Annotated in this window: 11 protein-coding genes and 1 pseudogene; 7 read left to right on the top strand and 5 right to left on the bottom strand. The window is 32.7% G+C overall.

Features of this window, described 5'->3' with window-relative positions:
- Nucleotides 1-128 precede the first annotated feature (128 nt).
- The 3 genes from C0512_RS06885 to tsaB all read left to right on the top strand — a co-directional run bounded on the left by C0512_RS06885 (nt 129) and on the right by tsaB (nt 3,655).
- Nucleotides 129-1,574: a TolC family protein gene (locus C0512_RS06885; protein WP_290859991.1), complete on the top strand. Its 1,446-nt coding sequence runs from the start codon at nt 129-131 to the stop codon at nt 1,572-1,574.
- A 3-nt stretch (nt 1,575-1,577) separates the two neighbouring features.
- Nucleotides 1,578-2,909, top strand: a complete 1,332-nt coding sequence (locus C0512_RS06880) for an efflux RND transporter periplasmic adaptor subunit (protein WP_290859989.1) — start codon at nt 1,578-1,580, stop codon at nt 2,907-2,909.
- A gap of 80 nt (nt 2,910-2,989) precedes the next feature.
- Nucleotides 2,990-3,655 carry a tRNA (adenosine(37)-N6)-threonylcarbamoyltransferase complex dimerization subunit type 1 TsaB gene (gene tsaB / locus C0512_RS06875; RefSeq protein ID WP_290859988.1) on the top strand — a complete coding sequence of 222 codons (666 nt, stop codon included), beginning with the start codon at nt 2,990-2,992 and terminating at the stop codon, nt 3,653-3,655.
- Here tsaB and C0512_RS06870 read toward each other — a convergent pair.
- The 4 genes from C0512_RS06870 to C0512_RS06855 form a co-directional block, all read right to left on the bottom strand.
- Nucleotides 3,652-4,503 carry a mechanosensitive ion channel domain-containing protein gene (locus C0512_RS06870; protein ID WP_290859986.1) on the bottom strand — a complete coding sequence of 284 codons (852 nt, stop codon included), beginning with the start codon at nt 4,501-4,503 and terminating at the stop codon, nt 3,652-3,654. The two genes, tsaB and C0512_RS06870, sit on opposite strands and share 4 nt — an antisense overlap.
- A gap of 71 nt (nt 4,504-4,574) precedes the next feature.
- Nucleotides 4,575-5,018: a YtxH domain-containing protein gene (locus C0512_RS06865; RefSeq protein ID WP_290859984.1), complete on the bottom strand. Its 444-nt coding sequence runs from the start codon at nt 5,016-5,018 to the stop codon at nt 4,575-4,577.
- A gap of 56 nt (nt 5,019-5,074) precedes the next feature.
- Nucleotides 5,075-7,090 carry a thioredoxin domain-containing protein gene (locus tag C0512_RS06860; protein WP_290859983.1) on the bottom strand — a complete coding sequence of 672 codons (2,016 nt, stop codon included), beginning with the start codon at nt 7,088-7,090 and terminating at the stop codon, nt 5,075-5,077.
- Nucleotides 7,091-7,148: 58 nt separating this feature from the next.
- Nucleotides 7,149-7,349 carry a dodecin family protein gene (locus tag C0512_RS06855; RefSeq protein ID WP_290859981.1) on the bottom strand — a complete coding sequence of 67 codons (201 nt, stop codon included), beginning with the start codon at nt 7,347-7,349 and terminating at the stop codon, nt 7,149-7,151.
- Nucleotides 7,350-7,475: 126 nt separating this feature from the next.
- Between C0512_RS06855 and C0512_RS06850 the strand changes: the two genes are divergently transcribed.
- Nucleotides 7,476-9,731, top strand: a complete 2,256-nt coding sequence (locus C0512_RS06850) for an inorganic phosphate transporter (protein WP_290859979.1) — start codon at nt 7,476-7,478, stop codon at nt 9,729-9,731.
- 47 nt (nt 9,732-9,778) lie between these two features.
- Here C0512_RS06850 and C0512_RS06845 read toward each other — a convergent pair whose 3' ends face one another.
- Nucleotides 9,779-10,678 (bottom strand): NifU family protein, encoded by a 900-nt coding sequence (locus C0512_RS06845; protein WP_290859978.1) that lies wholly within the window; start codon nt 10,676-10,678, stop codon nt 9,779-9,781.
- 133 nt (nt 10,679-10,811) lie between these two features.
- On the opposite strand from C0512_RS06845, the gene C0512_RS06840 reads away from it, so the two are divergent.
- From C0512_RS06840 to C0512_RS06835, 3 genes and pseudogenes are all read left to right on the top strand, one after another.
- Nucleotides 10,812-11,555 (top strand): choice-of-anchor L domain-containing protein, encoded by a 744-nt coding sequence (locus tag C0512_RS06840; RefSeq protein ID WP_290859976.1) that lies wholly within the window; start codon nt 10,812-10,814, stop codon nt 11,553-11,555.
- A pseudogene (locus C0512_RS16015) lies at nt 11,525-11,605 on the top strand (choice-of-anchor L domain-containing protein); the annotation flags it as partial. The gene C0512_RS06840 and the pseudogene C0512_RS16015, both read left to right, overlap by 31 nt.
- A gap of 96 nt (nt 11,606-11,701) precedes the next feature.
- The coding region (locus C0512_RS06835) for a hypothetical protein (protein ID WP_290859974.1) at nt 11,702-12,020 on the top strand (319 nt) is incomplete at its 3' end.

The raw sequence follows: 12,020 nt of genomic DNA, 5'->3' as shown, positions 1-12,020 counted from the left end.
TAAATGTACTTTATTTTAAGATTTTTTCATTTTGTTGTAACACAAAATTAGTTTTAGCGTCCTATCGGTATAAAATTCAAAAGCATTAAATTTGTATCACCAAGCAAACTAATCTTCAAGAGGCTCTAATGAAAAATTCAAGATTGACAATAATGATTTGTTTTTGGGGACTATTGTTCGGAATTTCCGCTCATTCTCAAACAAAAAAATGGACTTTAGAGGAATGTATATACTATGCATTAGAACATAATATTACAATTAAAAACACTGCTTTAGATGGTGAAATTGCTGACATTGATAAAACAGGAGCTATTGGAAATTTTTTACCTACAATCAATGCAAGCACTTCCCATTCTTGGAACATCGGCTTAAACCAAAATATTACAACAGGATTGTTAGAAAATCAAACAATTCAATATACATCAGCCGGCTTGCAAATGGGTGTTGATATTTATAATGGTCTTCAAAATCAAAAAAAATTGCGAAGAGCCAATTTGTCAAAAGTGGCAAGTCAATACCAGCTAACTAAAATGCAGGAAGACATTTCTTTAAACGTAGCCAATGCTTTTTTACAAATATTATTTAATAAAGAAAATTTAAAAGTTCAAAATGACAAGTTGTCTAATGATGTAAAACAAATGGAACGGTCTGCTCAATTACTTGAAGCAGGAATAATTCCTAGAGTTGATTTGTTAGACATGAAAGCTACTGTTGCTGCAGACGAACAGCGGGTGATTGCTGCTGAAAACACTTTATTGATTTCAAAGTTAAGCTTAGCCCAATTACTTCAATTGGATGATTTTGCTTCCTTTGATGTAGTAGACCAGGAATATGATGCTTCAGAGAATTCATTGTTGTTACAAACTCCTTTAGCCATTTATGAAAAAGCCAAGGAAAGTAGAGTAGAATTAAAAATTGCTAGAAATAACCTCGAAATTGCGGAAAAAGATTTGTCAATAATAAAAGGAAGTTATCAGCCTCGTTTGCAAGGTTTTTATAATTTCAACACAAGATCTGCCAATTCGGATAGGGTAATTGGGTATGAAGTAAATCCACTTGTGCCAACTGTTCCAATTGGTGTTGTTGAAGCTACTAATCAAGTCGTTGTTCAACCTAATTTTACTTCCATTTCTGGAGGGCCACTTCCAATTTTTGAACAGTTCGATTTGAATAAAGGACAAAGTATAGGCGTCCAGTTAACTATTCCAATTTTAAATGGATTTGTAACTAAAACGAATGTTGAAAAATCAAAAGTTGCCGTTGAACGCGGCAAAATTGCCTACGAACAAGAAGAGTTAAACTTGCAAAGAAATGTGTATACGGCGTTTACGGATGCAAAAGGAGCACTGAATTCGTATGAAGCATCACTCGTAACTTTAGAAGCTAGACAAGAAGCTTTTATTTCTGCCAAAGAACGATTTGAGGTTGGATTAATGAATGCCTTTGATTATAATCAATCTCAAACGTTATTAGTCAACGCTCAATCAGAAGTATTACGAACCAAATACGATTATATTTTTAAAACCAAAATTTTAGAATTTTATTTTGGAATTCCAATCATTCAAAAACCTTAACTTATGTCAAAGAAAAAAGTATATATTTTTTTAGGAATTGCTGTTGTAATCATTGTAAGCTTAATTGTCCTGTCTAAACTTGGTATTTTAGGAAATAAAAATATTGGCAAGGAAGTAGAAATTGCCACAGTTACAGAAATGACTATTGTTGAAACAGTTTCAGCAACCGGTAAAATTCAACCGGAAACAGAGATAAAAATATCGTCTGAAGTTTCGGGAGAAATCATTGATTTGCCTATTGTTGAAGGACAAATGGTGAAAAAAGGACAATTATTAGTTAGAATAAACCCGGATTTATATACCTCAAGTTTAAATCGTTCGGTTGCCGGACTTTCTAACACAAAAGCCGGATTAAATCAAGCAGAAGCTTCATTAAAAGAAGCTCAAGCAAATTACAACCGAAATAAATCATTATTTGAAAAAGGAATCATTTCTAAATCGGAGTGGGACAAAATAGTTGCTGTTTATGAAGGTGCTCAAGCGGCTAAACAGGCCGCCTATTTCGGTGTTCAAAGTGCTTCTGCTACGGTTACGGAAGCTAAAGACAATCTAGGGAGAACAACAATATATTCACCTTCAGACGGAACAATTTCTTTGTTATCAGTCGAATTAGGTGAACGCGTTTTGGGAACTCAACAAATGACCGGAACAGAAATATTAAGAGTGGCCAACCTCAATAATATGGAAGTGGAAGTAGATGTGAATGAAAATGATATTGTCAAAATAAACATTGGTGATTCTACAAACATTGAAGTAGATGCGTATTTAAAGAAAGAATTTAAAGGTGTTGTGACCAGCATTTCGAATTCTGCCAGTACAGCTGTAACTGCAGATCAGGTTACAAACTTTAAAGTAAAAGTTAGAATATTAAAAGAATCTTACTTGGATTTAATTGAAGGAAAACCTGTAAATTATTCTCCTTTTCGTCCAGGTATGACTGCAACGGTTGATATTATTACCAAAAGAAAAGAAAATGTGGTAGCCGTTCCCATAAGTGCTGTTGTGATGAAATCGGATACGCTAAGCACAAATAAAGTAGAAGCTAAACCGGATGAAAAAGATAAAGATGATGGGGAAGTCGTTAAAAAAGTGGATAAAAAATTAGAATGTGTCTTTGTTAAAGTGGGGGATAAAGCTAAAATCAGAATCATTAAAACAGGTATTCAAGATGATTCTAATATTGAAGTTATAGAAGGATTGAAAAAAGGAGATGTAGTAATTATAGGGCCTTATACTACCGTAACAAAAGATATTAATTCAGGAGATACAGTTTTTGTGAAAACGGAAGAGGAAAAAGCAAAAGAAAAGGAAAAATTGAACAAAAAGAAAAAATAATATTTTAGAATAAATTTAAAAGGAAGCTTTATTTAGTTTCCTTTTTTTATGTCTTATTTTTGCATCAATAAAACCAAAGTATGGCCTATATACTCAATATTGAAACTTCTACAAAAAACTGCTCAGTAGCCTTAGCCAGTGAGGGAAAAGTTATTCTTAGTAAAGAAATAGCTGAAATTGGCTATTCTCATGCTGAAAAATTACACGTGTTTTTGGAAGAATTGCTTAAGGAAGCAGAACTCGGTTTTAAGGATATAAATGCCATAGCTGTTAGCCAAGGACCAGGTTCTTATACGGGTTTACGTATTGGTGTTTCATCGGCAAAAGGACTTTGTTACGCTTTAGATATTCCCTTAATTGCTGTTGATACAATGCAAATTTTGGCAAATCAGGTAATAGTTGAAGAAGGTATTATCATTCCTATGATTGATGCCAGACGGATGGAAGTTTTTTCAGCGATTTTTGATAAAAACTACCTTAAAATCCGTGAAACAAAAGCTGAAATTTTAGAAGAAGATTCTTTTTCAATTAATAATGGACCAATTTATGTTATTGGTGATTGTACTGCCAAAGCCAAAACCGTTTTAACACATGAGAAATTTGTTTTTCTGGAAAACCATATTTTTCCCTCTGCCAAAGAAATGGCTACATTAAGTTATAGATTATTTAAACAAAATAACTTCGTGGATGTTGCCTATTTTGAACCTTTTTATTTGAAGGATTTTATGCTAACTCAAAAAAGTTAAGACTGTTTAATGTGAATATCCCTTTGCGGAAAAGGAATAGTGATACCATTCGCATCAAATTCATTTTTAATTTGTTCTAATACATCTGAACGCATTTCAAAAAAATCCGGCAATTCAGACCAAGGTCTCACCGCTAAATTAATTGAACTTTCTGCTAAATCTTTAACCAATACAATAGGAGCAGGGTCTTTTAAAACCATTGGATGTTTTTCCATCACTTCCATGGCAATTTCTTTTGCTCGTTTTATATTGGAACCATAACTGATTGCAACTGTTAAATCGGCTCTTCTCGTGGTAGCATATGTATAATTAATAATTGTTCCGTTAGACAAAACACCATTTGGCACAAAAATGACTTGATTATCAACTGTTGATAATTGCGTCACGAAAATCTGAATTTGTTTTACGGTTCCCATAACGCCTTGTGCTTCTATAAAATCGCCAACCTTAAAAGGTTTGAACATGATAATTAAAACACCTCCGGCAAAATTTGATAGCGAACCTTGCAAGGAAAGTCCAACAGCTAAACCGGCAGCACCAATAATGGCGACAAAGGAAGAATTTTCAACGCCTAAGCGGGATATTACAGTTACAAAGAGTAAAATTTTAAGAGTCCAAATCAAAATATCCGCCAGAAATTTTGAAAGGGTTGGTTCCATTTCTCTTTTGACCATAATACGCATGATTAATTTTTTAATCAATTTAATCACAGTCCACCCTACCACAAAAATAATAGCCGCAGAAATTAATCGAGGGGAATATTCAATTAATACTGTTGTAAAATAATCCCAATAACGGGTAATAAAATCAGTGTTTAGCGTTATCAATTCCATAAAAAAAACTCTCAAACAATTAATTCGTTTGAGAGTTGCAAGATAAGATTTTAAGGTCTGTTTTTGTTTTAAAAAAAACCTAAAATTTAGTCAGCATTTTCATCTGCTGCTTTTTTTATTTCTTCTACTTTTTCTTCTATATCTTCAGTCACTTCTTCCGCTTTTTCTTCTACTTTTTCGGTGAAATTTGATACGGTTTCTTCTGTTTTTTCAACAGCTGGAGCAGTAAATGCATGCACTTTTTCTCTCACATCATCTACAACATTTTCAACGGTATCACCAACTTTTTCAGCATATTCTGTAACCGTGTCTTTTGCTTTTTCTGCAAATTGTTCAACCTTTTCCTTTACTTCAGGATAAGATTCTTTTGCACTTTCTACCGCTTTTTCTACATATTCTTCCGCTTTTGAGGCGTATTCTGTTGCTTTTTCTTTCGCTTGATCGATTACAACTTCAGCTTTGTCAACTGCTTCTGATGCCGATTCTTTGGCTGAACCAAATAAATTTTTAAAAAAACTTCCTAATCCCATGGTTATAATTTTTTAGTGAATGCCAAATCTACTAAATTTTGCTAACTTTTTTAAAATTAGTTCTTTAAATCTTTGTAAACTTCTTCAAAGTTGGTAGTGGGAGCCAAACATGTTTTGTTTTGACAAAGATAAAAAAGGGTTTTGTTTTCAATAAATCGATTTTTTAAAAAAGGTAAAGTAGCGTTGTTTTCACATCCGGAAAGGAGAACATGTGGTAAATAACTTCGGTTTAATAGCAATCGGTATGCTGATATATTTTCCCCACAAATTGCCAATTCTTTTTGGTAATCTGAAAAACGCAATAATACGGATAGCCAATTTGAAAAAGCGGAAGGGTAATCAATTGATGGTAAAACTTGTTCAAGCATTAAACGGGCGACTTTTTCATAATATGAATTTTCAAAATACACACTCAATTTGAATAAATTTTCAGCCATTACGGAGTTAGAGGCCGGAATCACATTATCTTCCGTTTCAAAATGAGCAATAATCAAAGCCTCGTCCAAATCAGAAGTAAATCGGAAAAGTTGTTTGGTTTCGTCATAAAAATGATCCAAACAATAGTTGGTTAAGTTTTTAGCATGTTCAAGCCAAGTTTCATCAAATGTAGCTTCATATAAAGCAATAAAAGCATCAATTACAAATGCATAATCTTCCAAAAAACCATTGATTGTAGCTTTTTCATTTTTATAGGAATGAAACAAATTTCCATCACTAGACCAAAGTTTTTCTAGAATAAAATGAGCATTTTTTTTAGCAATTTTTAAATAGTTTTCATTTTCTAATGCCTTGAAACTTTCTACAAATCCTTTCAACATGATTGCATTCCAAGAAGTAAGGCATTTGTCATCTAATCGTGGTTTTGGTCTTTTTTCTCGATAGTGATAGAGTGTTTTTTCCCAGTTTTTCTTTTTTAGTTTGAGTTCGTCAAGAGAAATATTTTGCTCTTCAGAAATTACGGCTAAACTTTCTTTTTGAATCAAAACGTAGTTTCCATGTTCCCAATGTCCAAAATCATTGATGTTGAAAACCAAACAGAATAATTCATAATCATCATTTATCAGGCTTTTTAATTCTTCTGTTGTCCAAACATAAAAAGCTCCCTCTTCTAACTGATTTTCCCAGTTGTTACTATCAGCATCTAATGCAGAATAAAATCCTCCCAAATTAGTAAACCATTCTTTTTCAACAAACGAAGTCGTTTTTTCAATAATCTCTTTAAATAAGTCGTTTTTGGTAAGTTTGTAAGCATTTGAATACAGTGACAAAAGTTGCCCATTGTCATAGGTCATTTTTTCAAAATGAGGAACATGCCATTTGTTATCAACAGAATATCGGGAAAAACCACCGTCAACGGCATCGAATATTCCACCAAAGGCCATTTTCGTTAAGGTCAGATTTACATAATCAATCAATTTTTCGTTTTTTGTCAGGAATCCATAGTGCAATAAAAAGTGATAATTTGTGGGCATCATAAATTTTGGAGCCTTAGCATAACCTCCATATTCCCAATCAAAACTTTTTTCCCATTTAGACAAAAAGGATTCTAAAACGGTGACATTAATTTCTCCCTTTTCATTTTTTGATAAACCAAGTGATTCAATTCCTTCATGCAATTTATTGGCATATTCCAACATTTTTTCGGGTTGGTTTTGAAAAAGTTCCTGTAATTGTTCCAAGGTATTTATCCAATCATTTTTTCTGAAATAAGTGCCTCCCCAAACAGGTTTTCCATCCGGAAGGCAAACAACATTGAGCGGCCATCCTCCACGTCCGGTCATTAATTGAACCGCTTTCATATAAATAGCATCCACATCCGGGCGTTCTTCACGATCAACTTTAATGTTAATAAAATGTTGATTCATCACTTCGGCAACTTCTTCATTTTCAAAACTTTCATGTTCCATTACATGACACCAATGACAAGCCGAATAACCAATGCTAACTAAAATAAGTTTCTTTTTTTCTTTCGCAGTTGCCAATGTTTTCGAATTCCATGCTTTCCAATGAACCGGATTGTTGGCGTGTTGTAATAAATAGGGACTGGTTTCTTGCGTGAGTTCGTTTTGCATAGTTGAAAAAATAAAAAGCGTTCCTTTTGAGAACGCTTAAAAATACAATTTTAATTCATTACTCAATTTCAAAAGTGAGTTTTACATTCACACGAAATTCTGTGATTTGTCCGTCATCAACTAGAGCACTTTGCTCCTGAACATAAACTGAGCGAATGTTTTTTAACGATTTTGATGCTTGAGCAACTGCTTTCTGTGTTGCTTCTTCCCAACTGATTTCGGAACTGGAAAGAACTTCAATTACTTTTAAGATGGCCATGTTTTATAATTTAGTATTTAAAGGTACCTTTTTTAATTAATTTTTCAAAGAAATTGTCTAAAATTGATAACATTAGCTTAACATTTGATTGAAATAGTTAACGGAATTTTGCAAAAAATTATACTGATGGATCAGATATATGTTATAATGCTTTTGGCTCTTGGAATACTTGCTATTACAGACTTAATGGTAGGTGTGAGTAACGATGCTGTTAATTTTTTAAATTCCGCAATCGGTTCTAAGGCTGTTTCTTTTAAAACAATCATGATTGTTGCAAGTATTGGTGTAGCAGTTGGAGCTTTGTATTCTAATGGGATGATGGAAATTGCCAGAAATGGAATTTTTACGCCTAGCATGTTTAGTTTTAATGATGTCATTATCATTTTTTTAGCTGTAATGATTACAGATGTTTTGTTGCTGGATGTTTTTAATTCACTTGGTTTGCCCACTTCAACAACAGTTTCCGTAATATTTTCATTGTTAGGGGCATCTGTTGTTTTGGCAATTTATAAAGTATATGTGATTGATGGGAATATGGATAATTTGGGAGCATATATTAATACTAAAAAAGCATCAGAAATTGTTTATAGTATTTTGTTATCTGTTCTTTTGTCATTTGGGTTAGGTACAATAGTTCAATATGTGTCGAGGTTAATTTTTACTTTTCATATTGATAAAAGGTATAAATATGTAGGAGCAATTTTTGGCGGTATTGCCATGACGGCCATTACTTTTTTTATACTTGTAAAAGGGTTAAAATCTGTAACCTTTGTCCCTTCATCAGTGAAAGATTTTATTAAAGATAGTCCATTTATAATTATTGGTTATTCTTTCGTTTTTTGGACTATTGTCTGTCAATTCTTGATGAGTGTTATCAAGTATAATATTTTCAAATTTATAATTATAGTAGGAACTTTTGGATTGGCTTTAGCTTTCGCAGGTAATGATTTAGTTAATTTCATAGGTGTGCCCATTGCCGCCTATCAAGCTTATGAAATTTATGTTGCTCCTGGTCAAAATTTAGGAGCTACCGAGTTCATGATGTCTGGTTTAGAAGAAGAAAATTTACCGGCTCCTTTTATATTTTTAGCCATGGCCGGTGCTGTTATGGTTTATACTTTATGGACTTCTAAAAAGGCAAGAACAGTTATTGAAACTGAACAAAATCTTTCCCGTCAAGGGGAAGGAACGGAAAAATATAATGCCAATAATCTATCAAGAAATATTGTTAGAGGTATGCTTTACGTAGGTAATGTAATCAGTTTTATATTACCAAAATCACTTCAAGCAAAATTAGACGCACAATTTATTCAATTAGAAGTAAAAGGAAAAAGAGACAAACAACCCATGTTTGACATGGTGCGTGCTTCAGTTAATTTAGTAGTTGCTTCAGTTTTAATTTCAATTGGGACTTCGTTGAAATTACCTCTTTCTACAACCTATGTAACTTTTATGGTTGCAATGGGATCTTCCTTTGCTGACAGAGCATGGGATAGAGAAAGTGCAGTTTATAGGGTTGCAGGAGTTTTTAACGTCATAGGAGGTTGGTTTGTAACAGCTATCGTGGCTTTTTTATCTTCTGCCATTATTGCTTATGTTTTATTTATTGGAGAAGTCTATGCTTTTTTCGCTTTTATGATTGTAGTAGCTATTTTCTTTTACAGAAGTAATCAAATTCACAAAAGAAAAATGAAAGAGGAAGATGATATTAAAAAATTAAAAAAGGAAGATATTGTTACTATTAAAGAAATTATAAACGAAAGTTCTCAACAAATATCTAGAGTAATATTTACAACAAATAAAGTTTATACAGATGTTCTCGATAATTTAGGTCTACAAGATTTAGCTAAACTTAAGGAAAACAAAAAAGCATTAAAAAAACTTGAAAAAGAGGTTGATGAATTGAAAAGTAATGTTTACTACTTCATTAAAAATTTAGATGAAACATCCGTAGAAGCTAGTAAGTTTTATGTAATGATTTTGGGTTATCTGCAAGATATGATTCAGTCGTTGGCTTTTATTACTCAAAATAGTTATTCACATATTAACAATAATCACAAACAACTGAAATTCAATCAAATTAGAGATTTGAAGAGTATTGATGTTGAATTGCAAAAATTATTTGATACTATAGAAACAATTTTTAAAGACCAAAGTTTTGATAAATTAGATGAGGTTTTAAAAGAGAAAAATCAAATTTTAAATAATGTCTCGGAATTAATTCAAAAACAAATCACACGAATCAGAACGGTAGAAACTAGTCCAAAAAACAGTAAATTATATTTTGGATTGTTATTAGAAACAAACGATTTGATAAAAGCAACCATGAATTTACTGGAACTTTTCAAAGAGTTTACCATTCATGTGAAAAGCAAAAAATAAAGCAAAAATCCTTGATTACTCAAGGATTTTTGCTTTTAAAAGGTTTGTTAAGCGTTAATAGCTTCTACTTTTATAGCTTCATCATTCAACATATCTTTTAACATGTTTTCAATGCCGTTTTTCAAGGTAAAAGTAGAAGAAGGACAGCCACTACAAGCCCCTTGTAAAACAACTTTCACTCTTTTTTCAACTTCATCATAGGAGTCGAACAATATATTTCCGCCATCGGCTTGAACAGCCGGTTTCACGTATTCTTCTAAAATATTGATAATTTGTTGAGATGTAGTATCTAAGGTATCAAAATTAGCAATTTGCTGTTTTTCATTTTTTGGAATAGAAACCAATAAACTTTCATTGATAATTTCATTGCCGTTTTCAATATATTCTTTAATGAAGGAACGAATTTCATTTGAAATTTCCTGCCATTCCACACTGGTGTATTTTGTGACGGAAATGTAGTTTTCATCCATAAAAAGTTCTTTCACATACGGAAACTTGAAGAGTTCTTTGGCTAAGGGAGAGGCAATTGTATCATCAATATTTTTGAATTCGGCGGTTTTAGTAGTTAAAAGTTTATTGGCAACAAATTTAAGAACAGCCGGATTTGGAGTGCTTTCTGCATAAATCGTAATAGGTTGTTTTTTTATTTCGCTTTCTGAAAAATTTAGGATAACACCTCCATTTTGAACATAAGTTTCAATTTGTTCTGCTACAGCCTCTTTAACATCTTCCCATTGAACTATATTGTATCGTTCAATGGCAATGAAGTTTCCTGAAATAAAAACTGTTTTTACAAAAGGTAGATAAAATAATTGTTGTGCTAACGGACTGTTTTTAGCTTCGTCAATGTTTTTATATTCAAAACTTTGACTTTTTGTAATAAAATCCGGAAATTCAAATTTTAGAATGGTTGGATTTTGAGTTTCTTTTATCGATAATTTTGTCATTTGACCTTTTTTGTGCAAATTTAACAAACTTATTTTTGGCAAATAGTTATATTTGGAGATTAAATTTATATTAACAAAACTTTATCAAGTGTTTTATTGTTTGTTTAAAACATGAAAGACTTGCTTTTTTTATATGAAAAAACTACTACTTTTCGCCGTATTTCTTATACTTCCCTACTATTCCAATGCTCAATTATTTATCAATAATGTAACACAAACGCCTGCTCAATTAGTGCAAAATGTTTTGTTGGGACAAGGTGTTGTGGTTTCCAATATTACCTATAATGGAACTGCCGCTGATGCAAATGTCGTTAGAGATCAAGTAGGTTTTTTTACAACGGGAATTACACCCACAAATCTAGGAATTGCCGAAGGACTTATTTTAGCAACTGGTAAAGCTACAGTAGCCGTAGGACCAAATAATGAGAATAATGCTACTGATCCAACTGATTTTCCTTCAACAGGTTTTCCGCTTGGAGATCCAGATTTATTGGCGTTAGCTAACGGACCCATTAGAAACAAAGCAGTTTTAGAGTTTGACTTTGTGCCAACCGGTAATCAATTGAGTTTTAATTTTGTTTTTGCCTCTGAAGAATACCCCGAATATGTTGATTCTGCTTTTAATGATGTTTTTGGTTTTTTCTTAAGTGGTCCGGGTATAGCAGGGCCATTTACTGGTGGTGCTGCTAATGTTGCTCTCATACCTACTACTACAACTGGCAACAGTACAGTATCAATTAATAATGTAAATGCAGGAAATCCAGGAAATCCAGGATGTCCTTTTGTGCCTCCTGGGGCTAATCCAAGCAACCCATTTATTATGTTAATAACTGTGGTGGTACATCAATACAGTATGATGGTTTTACTACTGTTTTAACGGCTTCGGCTACAGTACAATGTGGCCAATTATATCACATTAAACTAGCTATTTCAAATGTCAGTGACAATGCTTGGGATTCTGCGGTTTTTCTACAAGCAAATAGTTTTAATGTAAATCCAATTGATTTAGGAAGTGATTATTTAGTGGGAGGCGACAGTGCTTTGTGTGCTGGAGAAACACTTTTATTAGATACTGGTTTAGGCAATTCTGTGCCACATCAATGGTATTTAGATGGTGTTGCTATAGCTGGTGCAACAGGCTCAACCTATTTGGTAACGGAGCCTGGCGTTTTTAGTGTTGTCGCTTTTCCTTTTGGTGCCGGTTGTCCTATAGAAGATGCTATTCTTATTGAATATTTTGAAGATGAAACGGATAGCCCGATAGATTTAACCGAATGTGTAAATTTATTTGATTTAACAGAAAATACAGCAACAATAATTGGGACATTAGATCCGAATGACT

This window comes from Flavobacterium sp. (assembly GCF_013822155.1).
Taxonomy (GTDB): Bacteria; Bacteroidota; Bacteroidia; order Flavobacteriales; family Flavobacteriaceae; genus Flavobacterium.
Note: the sequence above shows the minus strand (reverse complement) of the source record. Positions and strands in the feature narration are given on the sequence as shown.

Excerpts from the sequence above, each read along its gene's own strand:
- C0512_RS06885 (WP_290859991.1), top strand. The coding sequence starts at position 129 with ATGAAAAATTCAAGATTGACAATAATGATTTGTTTTTGGGGACTATTG.
- C0512_RS06880 (WP_290859989.1), top strand. The coding sequence starts at position 1,578 with ATGTCAAAGAAAAAAGTATATATTTTTTTAGGAATTGCTGTTGTAATC.
- tsaB (WP_290859988.1), top strand. The coding sequence starts at position 2,990 with ATGGCCTATATACTCAATATTGAAACTTCTACAAAAAACTGCTCAGTA.
- C0512_RS06865 (WP_290859984.1), bottom strand. The coding sequence starts at position 5,018 with ATGGGATTAGGAAGTTTTTTTAAAAATTTATTTGGTTCAGCCAAAGAA.
- C0512_RS06860 (WP_290859983.1), bottom strand. The coding sequence starts at position 7,090 with ATGCAAAACGAACTCACGCAAGAAACCAGTCCCTATTTATTACAACAC.
- C0512_RS06855 (WP_290859981.1), bottom strand. The coding sequence starts at position 7,349 with ATGGCCATCTTAAAAGTAATTGAAGTTCTTTCCAGTTCCGAAATCAGT.
- C0512_RS06850 (WP_290859979.1), top strand. The coding sequence starts at position 7,476 with ATGGATCAGATATATGTTATAATGCTTTTGGCTCTTGGAATACTTGCT.
- C0512_RS06845 (WP_290859978.1), bottom strand. The coding sequence starts at position 10,678 with ATGACAAAATTATCGATAAAAGAAACTCAAAATCCAACCATTCTAAAA.
- C0512_RS06840 (WP_290859976.1), top strand. The coding sequence starts at position 10,812 with ATGAAAAAACTACTACTTTTCGCCGTATTTCTTATACTTCCCTACTAT.